This is a genomic window from Actinomyces sp. oral taxon 169 (assembly GCF_013394715.1).
In the GTDB taxonomy this organism is placed as follows: domain Bacteria; phylum Actinomycetota; class Actinomycetes; order Actinomycetales; family Actinomycetaceae; genus Actinomyces.
Genome location: NZ_CP058259.1, coordinates 2,727,121 through 2,752,482, shown reverse-complemented (window position 1 = coordinate 2,752,482; position 25,362 = coordinate 2,727,121). Strand labels below are relative to the sequence as shown.

General features: G+C 69.9%; 17 protein-coding genes, 2 tRNA genes and 1 riboswitch. Of the genes, 14 read left to right on the top strand and 5 right to left on the bottom strand.

Annotation, left to right across the window (positions count from 1 at the left end; genetic code table 11):
• The first annotated feature begins 22 nt into the window (after positions 1–22).
• The gene (locus HW274_RS11510) at positions 23–1,231 is read left to right on the top strand and encodes an IS110 family transposase (RefSeq protein WP_185988432.1); all 1,209 of its coding nucleotides are present in this window, start codon (positions 23–25) and stop codon (positions 1,229–1,231) included.
• A gap of 139 nt (positions 1,232–1,370) precedes the next feature.
• Here HW274_RS11510 and HW274_RS11505 read toward each other — a convergent pair whose 3' ends face one another.
• Together HW274_RS11505 and HW274_RS11500 are read right to left on the bottom strand one after the other, a co-directional pair.
• Positions 1,371–2,000 (bottom strand): hypothetical protein, encoded by a 630-nt coding sequence (locus tag HW274_RS11505; protein WP_075253992.1) that lies wholly within the window; start codon positions 1,998–2,000, stop codon positions 1,371–1,373.
• Positions 2,001–2,052: 52 nt separating this feature from the next.
• On the bottom strand, positions 2,053–4,311 hold the full coding sequence (locus HW274_RS11500) for a restriction endonuclease fold toxin 5 domain-containing protein (protein ID WP_260679085.1): 2,259 nt from the start codon (positions 4,309–4,311) through the stop codon (positions 2,053–2,055).
• A gap of 776 nt (positions 4,312–5,087) precedes the next feature.
• Here HW274_RS11500 and HW274_RS11495 point away from each other — a divergent pair.
• The 7 genes from HW274_RS11495 to HW274_RS11465 all read left to right on the top strand — a co-directional run bounded on the left by HW274_RS11495 (position 5,088) and on the right by HW274_RS11465 (position 15,070).
• On the top strand, positions 5,088–6,473 hold the full coding sequence (locus HW274_RS11495) for an MFS transporter (protein ID WP_396027377.1): 1,386 nt from the start codon (positions 5,088–5,090) through the stop codon (positions 6,471–6,473).
• A 222-nt stretch (positions 6,474–6,695) separates the two neighbouring features.
• On the top strand, positions 6,696–7,367 hold the full coding sequence (locus HW274_RS11490; RefSeq protein ID WP_075254892.1) for a metal-dependent transcriptional regulator: 672 nt from the start codon (positions 6,696–6,698) through the stop codon (positions 7,365–7,367).
• Positions 7,368–7,816: 449 nt separating this feature from the next.
• Positions 7,817–7,979: riboswitch (cyclic di-AMP (ydaO/yuaA leader) on the top strand.
• A gap of 3 nt (positions 7,980–7,982) precedes the next feature.
• Positions 7,983–8,801 (top strand): C40 family peptidase, encoded by an 819-nt coding sequence (locus tag HW274_RS11485; RefSeq protein ID WP_185988845.1) that lies wholly within the window; start codon positions 7,983–7,985, stop codon positions 8,799–8,801.
• 226 nt (positions 8,802–9,027) lie between these two features.
• A complete protein-coding gene (locus tag HW274_RS11480) occupies positions 9,028–9,966 on the top strand; it encodes a universal stress protein (RefSeq protein ID WP_009407622.1) in 939 nt (312 codons plus the stop codon).
• A gap of 101 nt (positions 9,967–10,067) precedes the next feature.
• Positions 10,068–10,140 (top strand) — tRNA-Arg (locus HW274_RS11475).
• Positions 10,141–10,359: 219 nt separating this feature from the next.
• Positions 10,360–14,673 carry a DNA helicase gene (locus HW274_RS11470; RefSeq protein ID WP_185988844.1) on the top strand — a complete coding sequence of 1,438 codons (4,314 nt, stop codon included), beginning with the start codon at positions 10,360–10,362 and terminating at the stop codon, positions 14,671–14,673.
• Positions 14,674–14,743: 70 nt separating this feature from the next.
• Complete coding sequence (locus HW274_RS11465; protein WP_260679083.1) at positions 14,744–15,070, top strand: hypothetical protein; 327 nt, start codon at positions 14,744–14,746, stop codon at positions 15,068–15,070.
• 693 nt (positions 15,071–15,763) lie between these two features.
• On the opposite strand, the gene mscL is transcribed toward HW274_RS11465, so the two are convergent.
• From mscL to HW274_RS11450, 3 genes are all read right to left on the bottom strand, one after another.
• Positions 15,764–16,204, bottom strand: coding sequence for a large conductance mechanosensitive channel protein MscL (gene mscL / locus HW274_RS11460; RefSeq protein ID WP_185988842.1), 441 nt, complete (start codon positions 16,202–16,204; stop codon positions 15,764–15,766).
• A gap of 102 nt (positions 16,205–16,306) precedes the next feature.
• Positions 16,307–17,092, bottom strand: coding sequence for an SAF domain-containing protein (locus HW274_RS11455; RefSeq protein ID WP_185989617.1), 786 nt, complete (start codon positions 17,090–17,092; stop codon positions 16,307–16,309).
• A 300-nt stretch (positions 17,093–17,392) separates the two neighbouring features.
• Positions 17,393–18,055 (bottom strand): 5-formyltetrahydrofolate cyclo-ligase, encoded by a 663-nt coding sequence (locus HW274_RS11450; protein WP_185988841.1) that lies wholly within the window; start codon positions 18,053–18,055, stop codon positions 17,393–17,395.
• 95 nt (positions 18,056–18,150) lie between these two features.
• On the opposite strand from HW274_RS11450, the gene glp reads away from it, so the two are divergent.
• From glp to HW274_RS11420, 6 genes are all read left to right on the top strand, one after another.
• Complete coding sequence (gene glp / locus HW274_RS11445; protein ID WP_185988840.1) at positions 18,151–19,362, top strand: gephyrin-like molybdotransferase Glp; 1,212 nt, start codon at positions 18,151–18,153, stop codon at positions 19,360–19,362.
• Positions 19,362–20,108 carry a GNAT family N-acetyltransferase gene (locus HW274_RS11440; protein ID WP_075254885.1) on the top strand — a complete coding sequence of 249 codons (747 nt, stop codon included), beginning with the start codon at positions 19,362–19,364 and terminating at the stop codon, positions 20,106–20,108. The genes glp and HW274_RS11440 overlap by 1 nt, the downstream gene beginning before the upstream one ends.
• Before the next feature lie 252 nt (positions 20,109–20,360).
• Entirely contained in the window at positions 20,361–21,977 is a 1,617-nt protein-coding gene (locus HW274_RS11435; RefSeq protein ID WP_260679082.1) for a hypothetical protein, read from the top strand.
• A 110-nt stretch (positions 21,978–22,087) separates the two neighbouring features.
• Positions 22,088–22,163 (top strand) — tRNA-Ala (locus HW274_RS11430).
• Positions 22,164–22,461: 298 nt separating this feature from the next.
• Positions 22,462–23,727 (top strand): polysaccharide deacetylase family protein, encoded by a 1,266-nt coding sequence (locus HW274_RS11425; protein WP_185988838.1) that lies wholly within the window; start codon positions 22,462–22,464, stop codon positions 23,725–23,727.
• 55 nt (positions 23,728–23,782) lie between these two features.
• A complete protein-coding gene (locus tag HW274_RS11420; RefSeq protein ID WP_185988837.1) occupies positions 23,783–25,318 on the top strand; it encodes a glycosyltransferase in 1,536 nt (511 codons plus the stop codon).
• Positions 25,319–25,362 lie beyond the last annotated feature (44 nt).

The window sequence follows — 25,362 nt, the reverse complement described above, 5'->3', positions numbered from 1 at the left end:
TGCAGCGAGAGGCGGCACGAAGATGAATACCGAGGACATCGAGGTCTTCATCGGCATCGACGTCGGTAAGAGCGAGCACTGGGCTACGGCCCTGAGCCGGGAAGGGCGGAAGGTCTTCGACAAGGCCCTGCCCAACGACGAGGAGCGCCTGCGTGCTCTCTACAAGAAGCTGGCCGATCACGGACACCTGCTGGTGGTAGTAGACCAGCCCGCCACCATCGGGGCCCTGGCCGTGGCAGTGGCTCAGGACATGGGCATCACCGTGGGCTATCTGCCCGGACTGTCGATGCGGCGCATCGCCGACCTGACACCGGGCAGCGCCAAGACCGACGCCAAGGACGCGGCCGTCATCGCCGGCGCGGCCAGGAGCATGCCCCACACCCTGAGAGCCATCAACGCCTCGGACGAGGACGCGGCCGCCTTGTCGATGCTCACGGGATTCGACCTGGACCTGGCCCGCCAGGTCAACCAGAGCGCTAACCGGATCCGGGGCCTGTACACCCAGATCCACCCCACCCTCGAGCAGGTGCTGGGGCCCTGGCTGGAGCACGACGCCGTCCTGGAGGTCATCGCCGCCTGGCCCACCCCAGCCGACCTGAAGCGAGCGGGCAAGGCAAGGATCGACGCCAGGCTCAAGAAGCACGGGTGCAGGCGGCACGCCACCTGGGCCGGCCAGATCGTCTCGGCCTTGGAGCACCAGAGCGTGGTGGTCGCCGGCACCGACGCCGCCGCAGTGGTGCTTCCTCACCTGGCCAGGCAGCTCATCTCCCTGCACGCTCAGCGGGCCGATGTCGCCGCCCAGGTCGAGGCCCTAGTGGAGGCCCACCCTCTTTATGAGGTCCTGATCTCCATGCCCGGGATCGGGGTCAGGACCGCCGCCGTCTTCCTGGCCGAGACCCTGGGCAAGACCTTCGACACCGGCGCCCAGCTGGCCTCCTACGCCGGGCTCGCTCCCGTCACACGCCGCTCCGGCTCATCGATCCGTGGCGAGCACGTCTCCCACGGCGGCAACAAGAGGCTCAAGCGCGCCATGTTCCTGTCCGCCTTCGCCTCCCTGCGCTCCGACCCCGTCTCCCGGGCCTACTACCAGCGCAAACGAGACCAAGGCAAACGCCATAACCAGGCCGTCCTCGCCCTGGCCCACCGCCGCATCCTGACCCTGCACGCCATGATCCGAGATGGAGCCCTCTACGACCCACAACCAGCCACGAAACTACCCGCCGCCGCTTGACACACCACATAGGGGCACCCCCCCCGGTGCATCAAGAATTCCTGTCGGCCAGGTTGTGGTGAGGGGTGGTTGAGGGGCTGTTGTCAGGAGGCTTGTCTTGATGGTGGTGTTGTGGGGTCTGGTGTGGGTGGTTGGGTGTTCACCATTGGTTGAGGATGGTGGGGTAGGTGTTGGGGGTGCCGAAGGTGAAGATGGCGCCGTTGGCCACGGGAGCGGTTCGGGTGGCTAGCTGGGTGGCTCGTTGGTAGTGGGGTGAGTCGGAGGCGAAGAACATCTTCCAGCCAGGCAGGTACCTGTAAGGCGGTGGAGTTGGGGTGACTGGGATGTCTTCACGGGTCAGGGCTCCTATGGCGCCGGGGGTGAAGATGCTTGCGGTGGTGTGCATGAGAGCGTCGGCCAGGTCCTCACTGGCGTCCAGGGCGGCCCCGAGGGCCTCACCGACCATCAGGTCCACGCTGGCGTCTCCGGGGTTGGGCATGTTGAAGCTCAGCATGAGCTTGTTGCCCTGGTCGATCTGTCCGGAGAAGGCTGGGGTTAGGCCGAAGTCGGGGTCGTCGGAGATGGCTTGTACGCCGTGGATTAAGTGGAGGAGGTAGTCCTGGGTGATGGGTGGGGACTGTTCGGCCTCTTCACGGCTTTCGGCGGTGGGGCGCCACAGGGCCAGGGAGGGGTGCAGGGGCCTGACCTGCTGGATCCACTCCCACACCCGGCGCCCCTCCGATACCGGGTCACCAAGCGCCCGCCACCTAAGACTAAAATCCCATCTCATGAGCAGTGTCCTCTCTAACGGCTAGTGTTTGATGTTGAACCTTATGTTTAATTTAGTTCGGGGGAGTAAGTATCAATTCGATTTCAGGTGGAAATTTTCCCTTGTTCTGTTGACGCCAGAGTTCGTCGAAGGTTTCTTTTTCGGCGATGTGCCATTGGATGGGGGTGTCGGTGCCGGTGGCGCGTACGGCCTTGACCTGGTCTTTTCCGATCTGGAGCAGTCCTTTTTTGACGCGTTTCACCTCGCCTGTGTCTGGGTCGGTCTTGTAGGTGCTTTTTGGTTCGTTCGACCAGCTGCCTTTGATGGGGTTGGCGTAGCCGGGTCCTTTGGCGTCGATGAGGGCGAAGCCGTCGAAGCCGTCGAACTCGACGCCGTTGACGATGTAGGACTGCTCGATGGGGACTCTGGTGATCTGCTCCTCGTAGAGTTGGGAGCGGGCCGAGCCGTAGTTCTTTCCCTTACCCCACAGGCCGGGGCCGCCGTCGGATCGCCCGGGTCTGGGGGTGCGCAGCCCGGGGTAGTGAAGGCCGTTGCGTGGGCTCCACATGGAGGTGCTGGCTGCGCCGGTCTCATCGTGGATGAGTCTGCGGCGTGCGTTTCGGACATAGTGGCGCCATGCGGTTCGGTCGGTGCGCCACAGCCAGGAGGCATACCGGGCCTCACGGGTGGCGGCGTAGGCGCCGCGGGCCATTTGCCCGCCCATGGCGCTGGCGGCTCCGCCGCCGACCGTGGTCAAGGCGGCTGCCGCCAGGTCCAGGGCGATCTCGGCTGGGGTGTGGGTGGACAGGTAGCGGGCCGTCGTGCCCCGCGGGTCGCGCATGAGGGCCGCCGCCCCGCGAGCGGCCCCGAACACGGTGGCCACGCCCATACCGACCTCGAAGGCCAGACCGAGCGTACCCCCGGTGAACAGGATCATGGCCCCGGCAAAGAGCATCAGCCCGAGCTTCTGCTCCCAGCTCAGCGACTCCCACGCCGCCCCCAACGCATCAAGAAGCCCCGCCAACCAGTGCGCCGACCCCTCGCCCAGGCTATCGGCCATGCTCTGCGTGAGCCCGGGAACCATGGCAATGACGAGTAAGCCGGCCACCACCGCGCACAGCCCTGTGAGCCGTACCCTCCACCACTGCTCCGGCGCCGGATCGAGCTCGGCGCGCGCCGCCTCCTCCCGCGCGATCCGCAGCTTCGCGGGAGTTGCCAGCAGCAGCCTCGGCTCGCGGAACGCGGCCGCCTCCATAAGCGTCATCCACGCCCACCGCCACTCCACCCCGACGACGGAGACCAGGCAGGCGCCGTCGGCCAGGAATCGCCCGAAGGCATTGCGCGGCACTCCGGCCCAGACGCGCCACCGCCACGGGCCCCAGCGGTTCCCGTAGTTGTCGCTCTCAAGGGTGCTCACGTACCCACCGCCCCACAGTGTGCGGCTATCGATGACCCACGCCAGAGTCAGCATCAGCAGAAGAATGACGCCGCGTCCGTGCCCGTAGCCGGTGATCGATGCCGTCACCTCGATGGGCCACCACGGCGCCTCGCCTCCCGTCTGCAACCACAGTACGTAGTCGGAGGCGTTGCGTCCCATGTGGTCGACCACCGCCACCCACCAGGTCCATAGCGGCACCACCGGGGCGAGGATCTGCAACGCGGCCCTGTATCCACCACGATGCACCCGACCACGGCGCCACAGGGCGATCCCCAGCCCGATCGCCCCGGCCACCAGCCCGGTGACAACCGCGTGCCCGGCGTAGGGGAAGACGTTCCCGGCAGCCCCGGAGAACGGACTCAGGGAATAGGTCGTGGCGCCGTTGCACTTCAGCTGTCTTACCCCGCCCTCGGGGCAGAGGAGGCTATCTAGGAGGCTACCGCCACTGGTTAGGAGCCTGATACGGCGGGTGACCTCCTCGACCGCCTCGAAGGCGGCGCCCGCCGCCACTCCGAGAACGATCCAGTCACTCACCAGGAAGCGGCGCACCCGCCCCGGAGCCGCCAAGGCGAGAACCGCCAACGGCGTCAGCTTGAGAACCTCCTCCACCACGGAGGCGACCACTATGGATGCGGCTGTATCGGACGGGGTGACGCCGGCGGCGCTGCAGACCCACAGACTCACCATGCCGATCAGCAGCGCCAACGGCATCCCGGTGGCGAGCACCCCCGAGGTCAGTGCCCAGGAGACGGTCTTGGCCCGAGCCAGGGCGAACCAGCACACCACCAGCCACAGGCACCCGATCCAGGCCCCCAGCGCGGTACGGAGCGTCGGCGAGACCACCACGGCCACAACGAGGACCAGCAGCGCGAACCAGGTCGCAACGGCCCGCACTCGGCGCAGCGCCAGGAAGATCCGGGACCGCGACGTACGGTCTCGCAGCCGCTCCCACCACTCCTGCCTCGGCGGTGCGTCTGCCCCCGGTCCCGGTCCGGCTGTGGGCCTCGGCCTCGGTGTCGCCGAGCTCGTCATGGTCACAGCGCTCGGGTGAACAGGTGCCGTTACAGGCTGAGGCGACCGGGCGGTCCCCTGGGCGGGCCGCGGTTCGGAAGCTCCGCTGGAGACCGGCATGCGGCCATGGGCAGCCGCCTTCGCTCGGTCGACCGAACGATCGTCTGGCCGTATTGCCCCATAGGTCGTGGCTGGAGCACCCCCGTGGGGCGTGGAGGACATGACCCCGTATGTCGCCGTGGGGACGTAGCCGTAACCCGATGCCGATTCTCCCGACGTCGTACGCCTCTCCTGCTCCGTACGGCTCGGCCGGCGCCGGGCCGCCGGCCAGATCCGGGGAGGCTCCATCCGACGAGACTCTTCGGGGCTCGATTCCGGCACATAGCCATAGCCGTCACCGCTCACCGTTCGCGCCTCTCCAGGAACACCGTCTGATTCCGTAATCATTTTGTGACTTTCGGGTGACTGGCACGGCGGTTCCGGTGTCTTTGGTGTCTTCGGTGCCACGGAGGCAGTTGGGCACGTCCAAGAGAATCGTTGGTACGCCGGGGTCTACTCTTCTCAGACGGGGCCTTCGTCGCCCGCCTCATACCTGTCGGCACCACCCCTGACACTCGTCAACCCGCCCCACGTCGTCACCACGTCAGGACATGACCCGCATGACCTCACCGCGCCGCCCCGGCGGTGGCATCTTCGCCTCCTTGAGATTCCACAACTACCGGATCTGGTTCCTGTCCGCCCTCGTGGCCAACACCGGGACCTGGATGCAGCGCGTGGCTCAGGACTGGCTGGTGCTGCGCGTCCTCACTGACGACTCCGCCTCCGCCACCGGCCTGACCACGGCCCTGCAGTTCCTCCCCATGCTGCTGCTGTCCGCCCATGCGGGCCTCGTCGCCGACCGGGTCGATCAGCGAAGGTTCCTCATCCTCACCCAGAGCGCCATGGGCCTAGTCTCCGCCGTCCTCGCCGTTGACGTCCTAGCCGGCACCGCCCACCTGTGGCACGTCTATCTGGCCGCCTTCCTCACCGGTGTCGCCGCCGCCTACGACGCCCCCGCCCGCCAGACCTTCGTGGCCCGGATGGTGCCCGCCGAGCACCTGTCCAACGCCGTGGGCCTCAACTCGGCCTCCTTCAACGCCGCCCGCCTCCTGGGGCCGGCCCTCGCCGGCGTCGTCATCACCTGGGTCGGCGCCGGCTGGGTCTTCGCCGTCAACGCCGCCACCTTCGTCTTCCCGGCCGTGGCACTGGTCGCCATGCGCGTGAGCGAGCTGGTGGACATGCCCCGCGCCCGCCGCGCCGCCGGCCAGCTCCGTGAGGGCCTGACCTACCTGCGCGGCCGCACCGACCTCGTCGTCATCATCGCCGTCGTCGCCGTCGTCTCCATGCTCACCCTCAACTTCCAGGTCACCATGGCCGCGATGGTGCGCACCGTCTTCCACCTGGAGTCCGACGCCTACGGCACCGTCTCCTCAGTCTTCGCCGTCGGTTCCCTCTCCGGTGCCCTGTGGGCGGCCCGACGTCGCAACCCCCGCCCCCGCACCGTCGTGCTGGCGGCCCTCGCCCTGGGGGTGTTCACCCTCCTGCTGGCCATCATGCCCACCTACCCGACCTTCATGGTCATGACGATCCCGGTGGGTCTGTGCGTCCTGACCCTCCTGACCAGCGCCAACCAGACCGTGCAGATGACCACCGAGCCCTCCATGCGCGGGCGGGTCCTGAGCATCTACATGATGTTCTTCCTGGGGTCGACGCCGCTCGGCTCCCCGCTCATCGGCTGGGTGGCCGACACCTGGGGGCCGCGCATGGCGATCGCGGTCGGCGGTCTGAGCGCCGTCCTCACCGCGCTGGTCGCCGCCGCCTGGAGCTACAGGCACTGGAACCTGTCCCTGCACTACTCCTCCACCCGCCCCTACCTCCGGGCCGCGCCGAAGTCGCCGCCGCTACCGACGTCGCCGCAGACCCCGCAGCAGACCCGCGCTGACGACGCCGATGAGCGCCGACTGCCACCCACCGGACGCCGGCCCATGCCGCCCGACCACCGCTGACCAGGACCCTCGGGTCACCGAACGAGTAATACGTACGCTACCCGTGGCGCATCTCCCCGGCACTGGGGAATCCTCCCCAGCCGAGGATCGGCGCGCTTTCAGGTGGTACTGGCCTACATCACAGGGTGGCGCCTATCCTGGCGAGGAACGCGGTTCGGTGAGCGAGCCCTTCCGAAGGCATCGAATGTCCGCGGTAACCCACCTCAAGCAGGAGCCCACCCCATGACCGAGCTGATCGACACCACCGAGATGTACCTCAAGACCGTCTATGAGCTTGAGGAGGACGGCGTTCCGCCGCTGCGTGCCCGCATCGTCGAGCGTCTCGACCACTCGGGTCCCACGGTGTCCCAGACGGTGGCGCGCATGGAGCGCGACGGCCTCATCAAGGTCGCCGAGGATCGCTCCCTGGAGCTCACCGATGAGGGCCGCAGGCGTGCCACCGACGTGATCCGCAAGCATCGGCTCGCTGAAAGACTGCTGCTGGACGTCATCGGCATCGAGCGCCGATTCGTCCACGACGAGGCCTGCCGCTGGGAGCACGTCATGAGCGAGCAGGTCGAGGAGCGTCTCGCCGACATTCTCGATGACGTCTCCACCGACCCCTTCGGCAACCCCGTCCCGTCGCGGACCGCGGAGCACCCGCGGCCCTCTGCCGATGAGGTCAGTGCCGACCGCTTCGCCGGACGCGACACCGTCACGGCCGTCGTCAGTCGCATCGGGGAGCCGATTCAGGCCGACGCGGAGATCCTTGCCGGGCTCGAGGACGCACAGATCGTCGCCGGTGCCGAGGTGGAGCTGCGTGTCAGTGCCGGCGGAGTGCGCCTCGTCGGGTCCTCCGGTGATCCCGTCGTCCTGGCCGACGACGTCGCCCGCCACCTCTTCGTGCGGCGCTGAGCGCCGACGCTCGACCTGTCTGTCAGCCCCCTCAAGAGAGCCTGAAAACACCCTGTGCAGGCAGGGGATTTGAGGACGTTTCTTGTCTCAGGAAGTGAGATATGTGGGGGTCGTCTCGGTGACGGCTCGACGGCCGCCCGAGCTCCTTCGCTGTGAGGTCCCATAGGTGTTGGGGGTAGGGGGCCATGTCGGGGTTCCGTCAGGGCCTGTGCAATTTTTCCGCAGAATCTCGCGCTTTTCCGGTTCTGGTTGCGAGCGCGTCGATGGACTGAGGTCCCTGGGGCAATATGGATAAAAGCGAGAAGCGCTTCATAGTGCTTCGGCTCACAAGAGTGTGTGACACCTGGCCGTGACGAAGCGCGGGTCTGTCATGTAGCGTTCAGGTCGTTGCCGCAGACAACCGTCTCGGTGACGTCTCGGATCGGGGCTTAGTCCTGCCGCTCGGTCTGAGGCTCGTGGAACCAACAACTCAAGTGGCAGGAACGGGGGAACCAACTACCGGTCGCCCAGGCGAACAGCCGAAGCGGCCTTGGGGTGAAGCCCGCATCTGCGGGCCGGACGTCTCCAGTCCGAACCCGACAGCTCACCTCGTCGGCTCAACAGGAGAAAGCATTCATGTCCTCACGCACCACCGCACGTCACCGCAAAGCCACCCGCGCCCTTACCCCACTGGATGACTTTGCTCCCACCGCGCGCCGCGGTCTGGCTGTCGCCGCTTCGTCCGGCCTCGCCCTGACCATGATGGCTTCGGGAGCCAACGCCGCCGGCCACACCGAGGTCACCTCCTCCGGCACCATTGAGGCTTCCGGTGTGACCCCCGGGGTCGGCATCTTCGCCGCCAACGCTCGCGAGGCCCTGGCCGCCCGCCAGCAGGTCACCATGTCTCAGGTCAACTGGGTCACCGAGGCTGCTCCTGAGGTGGAGGCCGTTGCCCCCGCCCCTGCGGCTCCTCAGGCGCCCGCCGCTCCCGAGGCCCCCGCTGCCCAGGCCGAGCAGACCTCCTCCGAGGCCGCCGCCCCGGCTGCTGCTGACCAGAGCACTGACTCCGCTGCTGCCGACACGCAGGCCGCTCAGGCCACCCCGGCCGCTGCGCCCGCCAGCACCTCCAACTCCTCTGTCGTGGCCATCGCCATGCAGTACGTCGGTTCCCCCTACGTGTGGGGCGCCTCCGGCCCGAGCGCCTTCGACTGCTCCGGCTTCACCTCCTACGTGTACGCCCAGGTCGGCATCAGCCTGCCCCGTACCTCCGGCGAGCAGGCCGTGGCCGGCACCCAGGTGTCCGCCGCTGAGGCCCAGCCCGGCGACCTCGTCACCTGGCCCGGTCACGTCGGCATCTACGCCGGTGACGGCAAGGTCATCGACGCCGGTGACGAGTCCACCGGTGTGGTCTACCGCGAGATCTGGGGCTCCCCGAGCTTCGTCCGCGTCGGCTGATACAGACGCTGAAGTCTTCACCGTGAGGGGTGAGCGCCTGATGGCGCTCACCCCTCACGGCGTGTCAGGAGGGTGGGAGCCGGCCGATACTGGTCAATGCCGGTCAACGGGGCGTCTCAAGGGAGCAAAACGAGGACAGGCCCTTCATGTGGTGGTCCCCACACCCCTTTTCGGGGCAGAATGTTCCTAGGGTCGTAGACCGTGATCTCGAGAAAGGGCAGATCCCATGACTGATGACAATGTCGTCCTCGTTGGAGTCGATGGTTCACCGGAGTCCCTGGCGGCAGTGGACTGGGCCGTGGCGCGAGCTGAGTGCCAGGGCTGGCGCGTCCACATCCTGTGTGCCTACTCCCTGCCCTCCTTCACCACTGCCTCTCTCGACGGCGGCTACGCGGCGCTCGATGACTCGGCCATCAGGTCCGGCGCCCAGGCGGTCATCGATGAGGCCGTCGAGCGCGTCAAGAAGTCCGGCGTCGCGGTCACCTCCTCCCTGGAGACCGGGGACCCGGCCGGGGTCCTCGTCGACCTCTCCGAGGAGGCGACGCTGGCCGTCGTTGGCACCCGGGGCGGTGGCGGCTTCGCCGACCGGCTCCTGGGAACCGTCTCCTCGGCCCTTCCCGCGCACAGCCACTGCCCGGCCGTCGTCGTGCCCCAGCACAACGAGGGAGCCGACTACACGCCGGTACGCCGCATCGTCGTCGGGGTGGACGGCTCCTCCTCGGCCCGCCGGGCCCTCAAGTGGGCCGTGACCGAGGCTGAGGCGTGGGGCGCCGAGCTCACCGCCATCGCCGCCGTCCCGATGGCCTCCGGGGCCGGGGCGCTGGCCTGGCTGCCGGCCGCCGTCGACCGCGAGCAGGTCCTGGCCGATGTCCGTTCTGGACTCGACCGCGCCATCAATGAGGCCCTCGAGGGCCACGAGGGCGTTACGGTGCGCCGCCACGCCCTGGACGGCAACCCGGCCGAGCTCCTGGCCGAGTTCTCCACCGCCGTGGACCTCATCGTCGTCGGCTCGCGTGGGCGCGGGGGCTTCTCCGGTCTCCTGCTGGGCTCCACCAGCCAGGCCGTCCTGTCCCACGCCTCCTGCCCCGTGCTGGTCGCGCCGACGCACCACGCCAAGGGGGAGCGGCGCACCTCGCGCACCTCCACCCCGTGGGGCCGGGCCTGAGGCCCCGCCCGCCGCGGCGAGCACACCTCCGCTCGCCGCGGCGCCACCCCGTGGCCCGTGTGGTCATGGCTGGGGCGATCCGCTGGTAGTCTTCCCCCCAGGCCCTCGTAGCTCAGGGGATAGAGCACCGCTCTCCTAAAGCGGGTGTCGTTGGTTCGAATCCAATCGAGGGCACTGACACCACCGGGTCCGCTCGGCAGGCCTCGCCGCCCGACGGACCCGATCGATTCCACCCGGCGTCCCCGCACGCCAGTGGCAGGCGCACTGCGCGTCGGCCGATGTCGGCCGGCAGATACTGGTGCTGGCGGGCGCCGGTCGGCGCCGGCCCATGGGGCGTGCCACGCCGCGGTGCGTCTCCACGCCCAAGAGTCGATCGGCCTATATCTTGAGCATATGACGCCTTCGTTCTTCTCCTTCGGCCGCAAACGGCGCGATGCTGCCCTGCGGGAGGATGAACGCAAGGGTGCCCGATCCTCGGCCGGCTCGGATCAAACCGCGAGCCGACGGCGTTTCGCCGCGGATCTGGGGGCTGTGGCCGCCGCACCGCGCCAGCCCGAGCCCGCCCCCGCACCGGAGCCTCCCGCCCCCGCTCGCCCCGCGCCCGCACCGCCGCTGAGCGCGGCGGACGTGGAGCGGCGCGAGCGCATTGACACGGCCCTGTCCACCTGGCGCAGCCAGCTCGTGGACCTGGGGGGCGTGGCCAGCCTGGATGACATCTCCCTGCTCGACGGCGTCGTCGACCTCACTGCCGCCCACCCCTCCGGCCTGGCCCAGCTCTACGCCGGCCGCCCCACCAACCTGTCCAGCATCGTGCGCGAGCGCAACGCCCTGGGCGAGGCCCGCCAGTCCCTGCGCGAGGTCTCGGCGCGCACCGACGTCCTGGCCCGCCAGTTCGGCGTCGCCCCGGTCTACTTGGCCATCGGGGTGGCCACCTGGAACGAGACGGTCCCCGAGGACGGCGAGGAGGACGGCAGCATCCACCTGGCCGACGGCGCCTCACCGGAGGCGGACCTGACCGCCCAGATCCCGCACGTCGAACGCATCGCCGCCGAGCACGCCGCCCGCAACGCCTTGGCCGCCGCCGGCCTGACCGTCCCGGAGGCCCCCTCGGCCCCGCGCGTGCGCACGGTCAACGCCCCGGTCCTGCTGCGCCCCGTGCGCCTGACCACCGCCACCGCGGACGCCACCCTCACCCTGGACCCCACCATCGAGGTCAACCCGGTCCTCACCCGCGCCCTGCGCCGCTACCAGTGCACCACCGATATCGGGGACATCGCCCGCGCCGCCCTGTCCTCGGCGGGCTTCACGCCGCGCGCGGCCCTGGCCCGCATCGGTGCCCTGGGCCGGCAGTTCCTGCCCGGCTTCGAGATTCACGAGCGCCTCGTCGTCGGCGCCTTCGTCCACCCCGGCCAGGCCCTGGTGGAGGACTTCGACGCCGTCCTGGAGCGCTCGCGCACCTCGGCCCTGGTCGCCGCCATCGCCGGGGACGAGGGGGCCCGCGAGGCCCTCAGCGTCGAGCTTCCCCCCGCCGTCCCCACCGACCGGGTCCCCGGCGCCGAGCGCGGCGTGGGCGACCTGGAGCCCGCCCAGCTCGACGTCATCGAGGCGGTGGGCACCGGGGCGAGTTTCCTCATCGACGCGCCCCCCGGCTCCGACGTCGCCGGCACCCTGGCCGCCGTCTTCGCCGACGCCGCCGCATCGGGGCGAACCGTGCTGCACGTGCCCGCCACCAGCGCCGACGGGCACGCCGTCGCGGCCGCCCTGCGTGAGGAGGGCCTGGGCTCCATGGTCCTGGACCTCACCGAGGACGCCGCCTGGCGCCAGCACGCCTCCGAGGGCATCCGCGAGAGCCTGGGCGTCCAGCCGCCCCAGCTCGACGTCGCCGGGATCATTGCCTCACGCGACCGCCTCACCTCGGTCCGCTCCCGCCTGGACCGCTACGTGCGTGCCCTGCACCGGCCCCGCGAGCCCTGGTCGGTCTCCGCCTACGAGGCGCTGCAGAAGCTCGCCGAGCTCACCAGCCGTCGCGACCGGGCGACCACCCGGGCCCGCATCGACGCCGAGCACCTGGGGCGCCTCGACGAGGACGGTCGGGAGCAGGCCCTGACCCTCCTGCGTCGCGGGCACACCCTGGGACTGTTCACCCCGGAGGTCTCCTCCAGCGCCTGGAACGGGATCCCGGTGGAGGACATGGATGAGGCCACCGACGCGCTCGTCCACCTGCGCGCCCTGGCCAACGACCTGCTGCCCACCATCCAGGAGCACACGGCCGTGGTCGCCCGCACCACCGGCCTGAGCCGGGCCCGCAACCTGGGCCAGTGGATCGAGCAGCTCGACATGTTCGACGGCGTGCGCGAGTCCCTGGACGTCTTCCTGCCCGAGGTCTTCGAGCGCTCCGCCGCCGACATGGTCATCGCCACCGCCTCCAAGCGCTGGCGCGACGACCGGGGCATCCACATGGACGGCTCGCGGCGCCGGCGCTTCACCCGGCAAGCCAATGACCTGGTGCGTCCGGGCCGCGTTGTTGACGACCTACACGCCGAGCTGGTCAAGGTCCAGCGCCGCCGCGAGGTGTGGCGCCGCCACGACCCTGACGGTGGCTGGCCCCGCCTGCCCCAGGGCCTGGACGAGATGCGGCGCACCGCCGGCCGGGCCCGCGGCGCCGTGACCGAGGTGCAGCCGCTGCTGGGGCGCGCCCAGGACTCCCCGGTGCTCATGGAGATGCCCCTGGAGGATCTCCTGGAGCTGGCCCGCTCCCTGGCTGCCGACGACCTCACCGCCCAGAAGCTTCCCGAGGTCAACCGCATCCGCACCGAGCTCGAGGCCCTGGGGCTGAACGACTTTGTGGCCGACATGGCTGCCCGCGGCGTCGAGGTGGACCAGCTCGAGCCCGAGCTCACCTACTGCTGGTGGTCCTCCCTGCTGGCGCAGACCCTTGCCGCCGACCCCGACCTCGGCGGCCTTGACGCGCGTGCCCTGTCCCAGATGGCCGTCTCGCTGCGCGAGCTCGACGCCGCCCACACGCGTTCCCTGTCCGGTCCCGTGGCCCAGGCCTGCGCTCGGCGGGTGCGGGCCGCCGTCGAGCAGGACAAGGCCGACGCCCGCGCGCTGTACATCGCGCTGGCCCGTGAGGACGGCGTCCCGCTGCGGGAGATCATCGACGCCCACCCCATGGCTCTGCTGGCCCGGCCGATCTGGATCGTCCCGCCCACGCTCGTGCCCCAGATCTTCTCGCCCACCGCGGTTGTGGACCTGGCCGTGCTGGACGCCTCCACGCCCATGCCCGTCCCACAGGTGCTGCCCGCCTTCGTGCGCGCCGAGCAGGTGCTTGTCGTCGGTGACTCCCGGCGCGCCACGACCGGCTTGGCCGCCGAGCTCGGCCCGCTCCTGCCCTCGCGGACCCTGCCGACGGCCCGCAACAGCCTCGACGCCGGCATCGCCTCCTTCCTGGCGGCCAACGGCTATGAGGGGGTCGTCGAGGCCGTGCCCTCCCCGCCGGGGGACACCTCCCTGACCCTGGAGCTCGTGGACGGGCGGGGCATGCCGGCCCCCGGGCAGACGGCGGTCGAGACAGTGGAGGCCGAGGTCTCCCGCGTCGTCGACATGGTCATCGACCGGGCCCTGACCCGGCCCGAGGAGTCCCTGGCCGTCATCGCCCTCAACCGCCTGCACGCCGACGCCCTGCGCTCGGCCATCACCCGGGCGGCCGCCGGCGCCCCCGCACTGGAGGAGTTCTTCGCCCCCGGGGCGGCCGAGCCCTTCACCGTCGTCGAGCTGGCTGAGGCCCGTGCCCTGCAGCGCGACCACATCATCATCTCGGTGGGTTACGCCAAGACCCCGCACGGGCGCACCATCCACAACTTCGGGCCCGTCTCGGACCACAGCGGCATGGTGGGGCTCGTCGAAGCCCTGTGCGCCTCACGGGGCAGCACCCAGGTGGTCTCCTGCCTGGCGGCCGCAGACATTGACCGCGACCGGCTGCGCGCCCCTGGGGCCCGCCTGCTGCGCGAGGTCCTGGCCCGGGCCGAGGACTCCTCCCAGTCCGGAAACTCCGCGGGCAAGGTGCCCGACCGGCTCCTGGTGGACCTGGCCGAGCACCTGTGGCGCAAGGGCCTGTCGGTCGTGCCTCGCTACGGGACCGACGGCGGCGTGCGCATCCCGCTGGCCATCGGCCACCCCGACTACCCCGACGAGCTGCTCGTGGCGGTCCTGACCGACGACGTCGACTACATCAGCGAGCCCAGCCTGCGCCGGCGCGACCGGCACCGCGTCGAACGCCTCGAGCGGCGCGGGTGGCGCGTCCACATGGCCTTCTCCGCCGGGGTCTTCGTGGACCCGGAGGCTGAGGCGAGAGCTGTTGAGGAGCTCGTCCTGGCCGTCCTGGTGGAGCGTCAGGGTGAGGCCGCACCGGACATGGAGGCCGTGCCCGAGCGCGTCGATGACGCAGTGCGCGCCGTCACCGAGGCGCCCGCTCCGCAGGCCACCGAGGCCCACGAGCGCTCCGAGCGCCCCCGCATCGCCCAGGGACTGCCGCTGCAGGCCTACTCCGACGACCAGCTCGATGACCTCATGGCCTGGATCCGCTCCGACGGCGTGAATCGCTCCGAGGCCGGGGAGGTCGAGGAGCTGAGAAGCGCACTGGCTCTGCGCCGCCGCGGCTCGGGGATCGACGCGGTCCTGGCCAACGCCGTGCGACGCACCCGCTGAAGCCGCCCGAGCGGTACTGGGTGACGCAGTGAACGACCGTATTGCTGTGGGTGATGCCGCGAGTGATGCCGTGAGTGACGGTGTTAACAACATCGTGAATGACGCCGCCGTGACCGGTGGATCGGGCCGCGTGCGGGCCGCGGAGACGGAACCTGCCGCAGACAGAGGCGTGACGTCTGAGCGGGGCAGTACGCGTCGTCGTCGTCGGGTGGTGGCCCTCTCGCCCCGGGACCAGGAACGTGTGGCCCGAGGTCAGAGGCCGGAGGACCTGGCGCGGGCGGACTACGAGCATGACGCCCTCAGCGGCCCCGCAGAGGGCCTCGACGCCCCTGCTCCCGGCGGTGCGGGCTCCAATGACGCCCGCCTCCGACGCGACGTGCCCCCTCACTGGGGCTGATCGTCCTGGAGGTGATGGTGGGCCGGTGGGGGAGGCCTGTCGGCTCGCCGGTGTCCATGGTGCTGACATCAACCCTGCGTCGGCGCTGCACGCCGAAGACAAACCGCAGCATTCCAACGATTCTCACTGGGCGTTTCGATGGCGGGATCGTTGATGTCAGCGCTGTGGACACTGGACTGCGTCGGGACTGACTCCGTGGGGTTGGGGGCGGGGCCGGATGTCCTCATCTCGGGGCCGGCCTTGCCTTTCCTGCCTAGCCCCTTCTGATGTCTGCGTGGGACTGGAAGGTCATGGTTCGACGCCCAGTTCCGGGTCCGGCCCCCATCCTGCACCGGGTCGGTCTACTCCACGAGGGTTGGGTTCTACTGGCCGAGGGTTGTGCGTACTGCACGAGGGCCCCGCCTACCTGCAGTACCCCCGACCCTCCTCCAGTAGCACCCCACCCTCGTGCAGTACACGCAGAACACCACCGAAGTATCGATGAACGAACACGTCCGCTCGGGCTGAGGTGAGCAAGCGATCTCAGGAATGAGCGTCCGGCCTCTGCCCCGGATGTCGTGACACCCGAAAGCTCCAGCAGCCATGAGCAGCGCATGACGCTGCGGTGCAGGAGAGCGGAAGGCCCCGCCGATCAGGAGGATCGGCGGGGCCTTCCGGTGATGCGATAAGGCGATGCTCAGATCGCTGCGGGACTCAGCGCTTGGTGGCGAGCAGGTCGCGGATCTCGGTGAGCAGCTCGACGTCGGTGACCTCCTTGGCCTCCTCGGCGGCCTTCTGCTTGGCCATGCGCTCCTTGACCTTGTTTATCGGCATGACAATGGCGAAGTAGACGGCGATGGCGATGAGAAGGAAGTTGATGATGGTGGTGACGATCGTACCGGGCATCACGAAGCCGTCAGGGTTGTCGGCGAGCTCCTTGGCGGTGGCCAGGTGGAAGGTGTAGCTGCCGTTCTGGTACAGGGAGAACGCTCCCAGTGAGTCGAAGTTCGGCTGGCCAATGAGCTGACCGAGGATGGTCATGATGACCTTGGTAATGGAGTCAACGATCGGCTTGAACGCTCCACCGATGATGACGGCGACGGCGAGCTCGAGGGCGTTGCCCTGGGCAATGAACTCCTTGAATCCCTTAATCATGGCGATCCTTTCTAGCGGCGCGGGCAGACGTCTGCCGGGGGTGCGCCATCGGGGGCTGGAAGTGAGAGTGTCTTGTCGTTCGCGTAAGACGTCGCAGCGGCATTACGGGCTCAGCGCAATGCCGAGCGTGCTATTCGTTGCCGCGCCAACTACCAGAGTAGTGCTACTTGCGGGAATAGCCAGTGTGATAAGTGTTACTTTCTTGTTTCCTGTCCATTGTCCGCCCTCTCCGACCTGCTGAATCATCACGACGCGAGCTCCGGAACAGAGAACCGTGCTGTGCGTTCCAAAAGGTCCAGCCGGTATTCCTTGGGAAATGCTCAGAGAAGACTCTTGAAATCCTGGTGATTCCTGGTCGGTTGGTGAAGAAGGCGCGTCGGGGCTTCCAGTAGGACTCGTTGTCGAGGTGTTCCCCGGGTCTTTCGGTGCGGTGGGGGACTCGGACTGCTCTCCGGGACTCTGCGTCGTCCCGCCCTGAGAGGCGTCGTCCTGCCCCGGCGGTGTCCAGCCCTCGGGGACCTGCCCAATGACGTCCACCCGCGCGCCGGGGCGGGCCAGCTCGGCGCCGACGTCGATGGCCACCTGCACCAGTCGCTCGTCGTCTCCCAGTTGCTGGGCCAGGGAGCCGCTGGTCATCGAGGCCGTCAGTACCGTGCCCTTCTCCAGGGAGATGGCCGCCCGGTTCCCCACCGCCTGCTCCGTGGAGGTCAACGGGGACTGGGGGAGAGCTCCGGTCGGAAGCGTGCTGATCGAGACGTCCCGGTCGGTGAGGATCGCCCCGGCACTGATCGCGTGCGAGGCGACAAGAACCTGTTGCCCACGTTGGGGGCCGGGTCGTAGCACGCTGAGGGCCACCAGGACCGCGGTTCCCAGGCAGAGGGCCACCACGAGGTGGCGGTGGCGCCACAGCAGGAGCGAGGGGCGGCCCCCGGCCCGCCCGACCAGCCGGCCCGAACGGGGCGGGCGTGCCGACCGGGATTCGGACGCGAAGGAGCGAGGCGACCCTCCTCGGGGATCGTGAGGCTCCTGCGAGGCGCTGAGGGAGGGGCGGCGGGGCAGTCCATGGCGAGCTCTCATGCCACCAGGGTCGGTGGCCGGCGGCGGCCTGGCACGCCCGCTCCTCGGCGCTGTGGACAGGGGGCTCCCCCGCGAGCCTGTGGCCCCCGGAGGTCCGCGGCGTCGGTGGGCTCAGGACTCCGGTGACATGGCGTGCGCCGGCGAGCCAGCAGCCAGCAGGAACCACTCCTGGGCAGTGATGACAGCGTCCACGGGCTCGTCGTGCTCCTCCATCGGCAATGGCCCGGGCACCAGCTCCTCGGGGTGGAGGATGGCGAAGGTGTGGGCCTCAGGGGAGCGCAGGGGCAGCATGCGGTCGTACCAGCCGCCGCCCTGTCCCAGGCGGCGCCCGGCACTGTCCACGGCCAGTGCCGGAATGATGAGGGCGTCGACCTGGCCGACCGCCTCGGCCGGCAGGGTGGGGCCACTGGGCTCCGGGGGGCGCCTTGGCGCCCGCTCCGCCAGGTCCTCACTTCCCTGGAACAGCCCCCAGCAGCGTGCCAGACGGGGGCCGAGCACCGGCAGCAGGACCTGGACGCCGCCCTCGTGAAGCCGCTCCAGCAGCAGTCGGGTACAGGGCTCTGCCCCCACGGACACGAAGGCCGCCACCCTCTGTGCGCCGGCCACCGCCTCCAGGGCGTGCTCGGTCAGTGCCTCGCAGGCCGCCGTGTGGCCCTGGGCCGGGTGGTGGTGATGGGCGCGTCGGTGCGCCCGCAGCACCTTGCGCAACTCGTCCTTGGCGTCGTCGAGCTCGAGTCGGCCCGTGTCGGGAAGGTCCAGCGCGCCGGTCGTCATGGCCCCATCCTCGCAGGTGATGACGCGTCGTGCCTGAACCGTTCGTCCCGGCGGGGCACGGCGCATGTCGTCAACCTGACGGTAACCTGAGTGCCATGAGAACAGTGGCCGAGCACCTGGCCGCCTGCCTGGAGATCGCCCAGGCGGCAGCACCCCTCGACGTGGTCCTCCCCGACGCCGTCGGATGCGTCCTGGCCCAGGACGTCGTCGCCGGAATCGACCTGCCGGCCGTGGACCTGGCCGGACAGGACGGCTATGCGGTCATTGCCAAGGACGTCGCCGAGGCCGATCGCAACAACCCGCTCGTGCTCGACGTCGTCGACGCGGTGCGCGCCGGTGACATGCGCCCCTGCCACCTCGTCTCCGGAGCCGCCGTCCTCATCGACTCCGGCGCCCCCATGCCGCTGGGAGCCGACGCCGTCATCCCCTGGGCCGACACCGACCGTGGCGAGTCCCGAGTCACCATCCACCACGCCGTCGCGGCCGGCGACAACGTCCGTCGCCGCGCCGAGGACGTGAAGTCCGGAACGACCGTCCTCACCCGGGGCTCGCGCATCAGCGCCCGCCATGTGGCCCTCCTGGCGGGCCTCGGGCTGCATCGGGTACGCGTGCGCCCCGCCCCACGCGTCGTCGTGGTCTCCATCGGGGACGAGCTCGTCGAGCCCGGCCAGTCCCGCGAGGCCGGGGACGTCTTCGACGCCAACGGCCACGCCCTGGCCTGCGCGGTCACCGACGCCGGCGGCCAGGCCTTCCGTGTGGCTGCCGTCCCCGACGAGCTGCGCGCCCTGGCCGACACCATCGAGGACCAGCTGGTGCGCGCCGACGTCCTCATCACCACCGGGGGCTTGAGCGTCGGGCAGGGCGACACCGTCAAAGACGTTCTGGCCCCCCTGGGCTCGGTGCGCTTCGACGCCGTCGCCATGTCCCCGGGCCGCCAGCTCGGAGTCGGGACGGTCGAGGGCACCCCGATCTTCTGCCTGCCCGGCGACCCGGTCAGCGCCCAGATCGCCTTCGAGACCTTCGTGCGCCCGGTCCTGCGCCAGATCGCCGGACGCACCTCCCTGCACCGCTCCAGCCTGCCGGCCACCATCTCCGAGGGCTGGCACTCCCCGAGTGGCAAGCGCGAGTTCGTCCCCGTGCACGTCAGCGGCTCGCCCTCCCGCGGATACCGCGCCGAGCCGACGACGCCGCCGGGCACGGTCCGACTGCACGGCCTGTCCGAGGCCAACGCCATCGCCGTCGTGCCCGAGGACACGAGCACCGTGGTGGCCGGCGACACCCTCCACTGCCTCCTGCTGGACGCCTGATGTCCGACTCGGCCTCGACGACGCCAGCCGACTCCCTCGGCGGGGAGCTGCGGCGGGCCGTCGCCGGCCTACTGCTCGGGGCTGGGACGCCGGCGCGCTTCACCTGGCCGGTGCGCCTCGAGCCCGAAGGTGCCCAGGAGGGGCTGGCGTCTGGTGCCGTGCCGTCGCCCGGGTGTCCTCGGGTCGTCGTGCGTGAGCTGCGAGCCGAGGATGAGGGGCCCTGGAAGGCGCTGCGACTGGCGGAGAACGACCGACTCGCCCTCTGGGAGGCCACTCTGCCCGCCGGCGGCGGGGAGACGCTGAGCACCTTCCCCGTCTTCCTGCGCCGCCAGACGCGCCGGGCCAGGCTCGCCGAGGCGATGCCCTTCGTCGTCGAGGTCGACGGCGCCTTCGCCGGGCAGATCGCTGTCGACCCGATCATCTGGGGTGCCACGCGCAGCGCCCAGGTCGGCTACTGGATCGGCTCGGCCTGGCAGGGGCGCGGGATCATGCGCCTGGCGGTGGCCCTCGTCCTGGACCACCTGCTGGGGCCGGTGGGGCTGCACCGCGTGGAGATCAACGTGCGCCCCGATAATGAGCGCAGCCTGGCCCTGTGCCGCGGTCTCGGGCTGCGCGAGGAGGGGCTGCGCCGCGGCTACATGCACATCAACGGCGCCTGGGCCGACCACGTCTCCTTTGCGGCCCTCGCCGAGGAGACCCACGGGCCCGAAGGTGCCGGATTCGAGCAGCGACTCGCGCGCGGGTGACGTATTTTCACGGTACCCCCTGCGGTGAAGGTGAGCGCTCGCGGGGGAGTGACGGGGGTGCTGACGGCGCGTTCGCGCAGGATGTCTGACGGCCCGTCGCGGCGTGGCCAGCGAGACAGAAGAAACGCGTGTGATTCATGTGGCGACAGAGGTGTCGTGCTGACGGTGTGACATCGTGAATCCCAGGTATTTCGAAGGAAAGTCGGAGTGTTCCTGCGAGGGGACGAGGGTGGGCGCACTTACGGTTGCGGTGTGGGAATCGAGATCTGGGCAGTCATCGCCCTCATCACGGTTCTCTCCGTGTACCTCCTTCCGCTTTTAGTGGGGCGCCGCGAGATGGCTCGCCGCTCCAACGTCCAGGACCGCTACTCGGCTGAGCTGCGGGTCCTGGCCACGGGTGCGGCCGCCGTCGAACGCGACGACACCTGCGCGAACAGTGGGCATGCGGAGCTCTTTCGACGTCGACCGGAGGTGAGGGTGATGAACAGGCCCGCCGTGAGGAATGTGCGCGCCCTGCGCACCGAGCGTGAGCTTGACCGTGCCCGCCAGGTTCACGCCCAGGGGCGTGAGCGCCGTCGGGTCGCCGCCTCGCACCGCGGGATCGTCGCCGGAGTCCTGCTCGGAGTCTCGCTGGGCGCCTGGGTGCTGGGCCTGGCCACCGCGCTGCCGTGGTGGCCCGCCCTGCTGCCCTCCGCCCTGCTGGGAGCCTCGATGGTGGCCGGGCGCCGCGCCGCTCTGGCCTCGGCCGCAGCGGACCGCCGTGAGCGCCGCCGCATCGCCGAGCTCGAGCAGACCCTGGTGACCCTGACCGGTCGGCGCTCCTCGGCGTCGGTCGTGGCCGCGCCCCGCTCCGTCGTCGACGGCCCTCGCAGCGCCTCCAGCGGTTCGGTCAGTGCTGTCAGCGCCAGTGCGGCCTCACCCGCCGTGTCGGCGGTGTCGGCCGAGTCTGTCGAGGCTGCCGGCGACTCCGGCGCGCAGGACTCCTTCATCGAGCGCCTCGCCCGCGAGGGCGCCCAGCGGTCGACCGTGCGCACTGCGTCCGCCGAGTCCGCCGAGTCCGCCGAGTCCGCGGTGTCCGCTGAGACCGCCGCCGGTAGCCCCGCTGAGGCGACCGGCACCGCTGCTGGCCGTCCCTCCCGAGCCGTCGACTCCGAGGAGGAGCGTCTGGCCAGGCTCGACGCCGACCTCGATGACGAGACCGCCGCAGCGGTGGCCGCTGAGCGCGAGGCGGCCCGCCGCGCCTCGGTCTACGTGCCCTCCCGCCATGCCGGCCGGGTCACGCGGGACATGGGCGTGCGCGAGGCGGTCTCCCGCGACGGCGACGAGGAGAGCTCGCCGCGCACCAAGGACTTCGTCGCCTCCCTGCCTGCCTCAGCCTCCCGTGGCCGGCCCGGTTGGGGCAAGCTCTTCGCCGAGGCGAGTGCCATTGAGCAGGAGGCTCAGGAGCGTGCCGCTGCGGCCCCCTCCCCGCAGGTCGCCGTTGAGCCGGCCCGGCGCACCGCCACGGCCTCCGCCCAGTCCGCCCCCCAGACTGCCTCAGAGCCGGCCCGTCCGGCCGCCCGCCCGCAGGCCCCCGCCGCTGCCCCGGCTGCGGCGGAGGGAGTCGTCAAGGAGGAGGCGACGACGTCGACCCCGCCCCAGGGCTGGCGACCGGTCCACGTCCCGGCCCCGACCTACACGCTGGCGGCCCGGGCCCCCCGGCGCTCCTACGCCGACCCGGTTGTTGACCCGGGCACCTCCGCACCGGTGCCCGCGCGCCCGCAGTCGGCCCGCGCTTACATCCCGGCTCCGGTGGAGGACGAGGAGGAGCTCTTCCATCCCATCGACCTCGATGCCATCCTCGAGGGGCGGCGCGCAGCCGGCGAGTAGCGCTGGGCTCCCGCGGCACGTCGCCGGACGGCTCCGGTGGCGGTGGGCGGGCTCACCGCCACCGAACTTGCCAGGACTCCCGGCGGCGATGCTAGGATCGGTCCGCACTTGGGGCTATGGCGCAGTTGGTAGCGCGTCTCGTTCGCAATGAGAAGGTCGGGGGTTCGAATCCCCCTAGCTCCACCACCTCGAAAGGTCTGCCCCGCCAGGAAACTGGCGGGGCAGACCTTTTGTCGTTGCTGACGTGAGCGAAGACGGTGCGGAGGTGATCTCCCTCACGCATGATCGGTGCTGGTCGGTGGAGATGCGCGGATTTGTGCGGGTCTGCGGGGTCCTGGAGGGCGGCTGGCGCGATATGGCAGGTTGTCGAGGGTGAGTGTGTGCGACTTTCGTCTGCGGTGACGGCGATCTCGTGCTTATCCTGGAGAGGAAACCAACCGAGTGGACTGTTAATGGGAGAAGAACCTTGCCGCAGCATGAACGGATGAGGCGTCGCAGCTTTCTCATGGGCGGTCTCGCCCTGGCCGCCTCGAGCACTCTTCTACCTGAGCTGCAGACGGCGGCTCACGCCTCCCCGGCCCCGGCCGCAGGCCCTGCCGCGGCGCCCTCGCAGGTGCTTTCGGATATGCAGGACCCGCGCGCCTGGGCTCTCTCCTCCCGGGACGGCTCCATCCGCCCCGATACCTCCACCCACTCCCATGGGAACCAGTCGCTGGAGATCACCACCACCGGTGACTCCGGCCGCCCCACCAGTGCGGATCTGGCCCTGTCGGGCGTTGACATGACCGATTGCCAGTGGGACCTGTGGCTGCGCGCCGAGGACTACCGGCAGATCGAGAGCATCCAGCTCGAGCTCGGCGGGGAAGGCGAGGACTGCCTGCGCCTGGACGTGGCTCCCGACATGCGCACGCTGCGCACCGGTACCTGGTGCCGGGTGACCGTCAACCGTGCCGCCGAGCGCGCCGTCGTCGGCCATCCTCGGCTGGACCGGGTGACGCGAGTGCGCCTGAAGATCGTGTCGGCCTCCGACTCGGCGCCGAGTCGCCTGTGGCTCGGCTACCTGGCCACCCTGCCCTCGGCCGCCAGCGGCATCGTCTCCATCTCCTTCGACGACGGCTACGACAGCGACTACAAGACGGCCCGGGCGATCCTGCAGGACTGCGGCATCGGCGCAGCAACCTCGTACGTCATCGCCGACAAGGTCGGGCTGCCCGGCCGCATGAGCACCAACCAGCTCGCCGAGATGCGCGAGGTTCACGGCTGGGACATCGCCGCCCACGCCTCGACCGATCTCACCACGCTGGACGAGGCGGGGGTGCGCCGGGAGCTGGAGACCATCAGGTCCTTCCTTCTCGAGCACGGCTACCCCGAGGGCGCCGCCCACTTCGCCCTACCCATGGGGCGGTACAACGACCTGGTGCTGCGCACCTCCCAGGACTACTTCACCTCGATGCGCACCATCGAGAACGCCCCGGAGACCCTCGCGCCGGGGGACCCGTTCCGGCTGCGCGTCTTCTACTGCGGCTCCTACACCACCGAGTCCCAGGTCGAGAAGGCGCTGGCCCGCTGTCAGGAGCACCGCTGCTGGACCCATATGGTCTTCCACCGCATCGATGAGCAGACCGACGGCGCCCCCGAGTCGATCAGGGCGGACAGATTTGAGCGCTTCATGAGGCGAGTGGCTGACTCCAGCGTGCCCGTCAAGACGGTTCCCGAGGTCATGCGCAGCCAGTCGCCCGCCCTGGCCTGAGGTGCCGTCGCCTCCTGGAGCGGAACCGGCATCCCGACACGGAAAGACTGACGCTATGACCTGGTCCTTCGGCCCGCTCGTGCTGCTGATCTGCCTGGTCATCCTGTTGGCCTGCTTCGCGGTCAAGCTGCTGTTCAAGCGCGGGACACGGCTCCGGGCGGTCCACAGAAGAGAGGGACACGGCGAGGGGCGGGGTACGGGGCGCGGCGGGGTGGTCACTGTGCGCACCCCGGTGACGACGCCGGACGAGGCTCAACGATCGGCCGACGCCACCGGGCTGCCCCGGGCGCTCATGCGGGCCGGTGGGCCGCTGCCCGCCGTCGTCGTGGCCCTCGGTGTGGTGGGGTGGCTCTGCTGGCGCGTGCTGGTCAGCCGACACCACGTCCTGGACGCGTGGATCGTGTGGACCTTCGACGTGCTCTTCGTGATCGTGGCCGTGCAGCTCGTGGTGGCCGGCTTCGAGGGGCGTGTGATCGGCCGCGGCGAGGCGCATCGGGTCGCCGTGCTCGTACCGCTCTACAACGAGGATCCCGACGTCGTGGTGCGGATGCTCTCCGCCCTGCTGCACCAGAGCGCACCGCCGGCCGAGATTCACGTCGTCGACGACGGCTCCACCCAGGGCGCCTACGTGGAGGAGCGGGACTGGTTCATTCGGCAGGCGGCGCTGACCGGCATCTACGCCAGCTGGCAGCGCACCCCCAATGAGGGCAAGCGCCACGCGCAGGTGCACGGTTTCAGGAAGATCCGTGACGCCGACCTGTTCGTGACCGTCGACTCCGACTCCATGCTCGACGCTGAGGCCCTCCATGAGATCGTCCAGCCCTTCAGTGACTCCCGGGTCATGTCGGTGGCCGGCGTCATCCTGGCGATCAACAACCGGGAGAACTTGCTCGCCCGGGTCACTGACGTGATCTTCGTCGGCCAGCAGCTCATCGACCGCTCCTTCATGTCTCAGCTCGGCTCGGTCATGGTCAACTCCGGCGGCCTGGCCGCCTACCGGTGCTCCATCCTGGCCGAGAACATCGACACCTACCTGAGCGAGAGCTATCTGGGGCGGCATGTGGAGTTCTCCGACGACTCTATGCTGACTCTCTTCGCCCTGCTGCACGGCAGGACCGTCCAGCAGCCCTCGGCCTTCGCCTTCGCATGGATGCCCGATCGCTGGAGCCACCACTACCGCCAGCAGGAGCGCTGGTTCCGTGGCTCCTTCATCCGCGGGCTCTGGCGCATTCGCTTCCTGCCGGTTCTCTCGTGGGGCTGGTGGCGCCAGGCCACTGGGTGGATGCAGATCTGGCTGGTGATCTCGGTCTTCGTCTACCTGCTGCTGTGGCGCCCGCTCGTCCTGGGCAGCGGTGTGCCGCCGACGGTGGTGCTGGTGCCTTTGGCGATCGGGCTGGCGCAGGGCTCGCGGTACATCTCCGTATGGCGCTCGGACACCACCGGCCCCCAGAGGTACGCCAGCCTCCTCCTGTCCCCGGTGGCGACGCTGTGGTCCGCGCTGATCCTGCGTCCCCTGCGGGTCTGGGGGATGGTCACCAGCGCCAAGATGGGGTGGAACACCCGCCAGCAGGTCGAGGTGACCTCGCAGTGAGGCGGCCGCGCCTGCTGTTCACGTCTGACTCTGACTTCGCCCCG